Source organism: Roseomonas sp. GC11, assembly GCF_024437745.1.
Lineage (GTDB): Bacteria > Pseudomonadota > Alphaproteobacteria > Acetobacterales > Acetobacteraceae > Pseudoroseomonas.
The window spans coordinates 1-1,239 of sequence record NZ_JANFNY010000188.1; the positions used below are offsets into that span (position 1 = coordinate 1).

At 64.5% G+C, this 1,239-nt stretch carries 1 pseudogene; it reads left to right on the forward strand.

Going from position 1 to position 1,239, the window contains the following annotated elements:
* Positions 1 to 155: 155 nt before the first annotated feature.
* Positions 156 to 1,142 (forward strand): annotated as a pseudogene (locus NON00_RS24525) (IS701 family transposase); the annotation flags it as partial.
* Between the last annotated feature and the right edge of the window lie 97 nt (positions 1,143 to 1,239).

The following is a 1,239-nucleotide window of genomic DNA, read 5'->3' on the forward strand; positions in this document are numbered from 1 at the left end:
ATAAGGCTCGACCCATCCCTGCCGGCCTCCTTCGCCCGCACGGATCGTGAATCAGAAAACCGCGCCCATGTGAATCCTCATCGATTCAGCCCGATCGAAAATCGCTCTAACATTACAATTGCGATTTTGCGCGATCACTGAATCTATAGCGGACCATGGTTCGGAGATCATGGATGTCAGGCGCTTCGATCGAGACAACACTGGAGCTCTGGGCGTCGTCGCTGCGCGAGGTCAAAGCCCGGATCCGGCCGCTGTTCACTCAGGAACGAGTGGCGGCCTCTGCCGGGTTGTTCCTGGACGGCCTGCTGGGAGCTGAGCGCCGCAAGACCGGCTGGATGCGGGCTGAGGCGGCGGGCAATCCCGGGCCCTGGCAGCAGCAGGCCATTCTCGGCCGCGGTCGCTGGGAGGCCGATGCGCTGCGTGACGTGGTGCGGGACTACGTGGTCGAGCATTTCGCGACAGAGGATGCGGTGCTGGTCATCGATAAGACGGGCTTTCTCAAGCAAGGCAAGGCGTCCTGCGGGGTGGGGCGGCAGTACACCGGCTCGGCGGGCAAGATCACCAACTGCCAGATTGGGGTGTTCGCGGCCTATGTCTCGCGTCACGGCCACGCCTTGATCGACCGTTCGCTCTACCTGCCCGAGCGTTGGACCGATGATCCGGCGCGCATGGCCGCGGCCCACGTTCCTGCGGGAACCACCTTCGCCACCAAGCCCGCCATGGCGCTCAGCATGATCGAGCGGGCCATCGGCGCAGCTGTGCCCTTTGGCTGGGTCGCAGCTGATAGCGTCTATGGTGTCGGCGACATCGAGATGGCGCTGCGCCGCGCAGGCAAGGGCTACGTGCTCGGCGTCAACGCGACAGCATCCTTCAACTCCTGGATCGGCAAGCCTGGGATCGCGGGAGCGGCCGGGGACATTGCCAAGGCTCTTGATCCCGCCGCCTGGCAGCGCCTGTCGGGAGGCCGGGGCACGAAGGGCGAGCGCCTGCACGACTGGGCATACCTGGAACTGGCAGACCTCGAAGCCGATGAGTTCCGCCCAGGAGCCAAAGGATTGTGGACGCGTGGCCTGCTGATCCGTCGCCATATCGCCGATGGTGAGATGGCCTACTTCACCACCTGGTGCCCGGCCGGAACACCGTGTCCGGTTGTGAAACCTCCTTGGCAGCTTCAGCAATGAGGCGTGCGCGGGCGATGTCCTCTGGGCTGGCTCGGCCTTCAGGTGTTTCGGGTTTGGG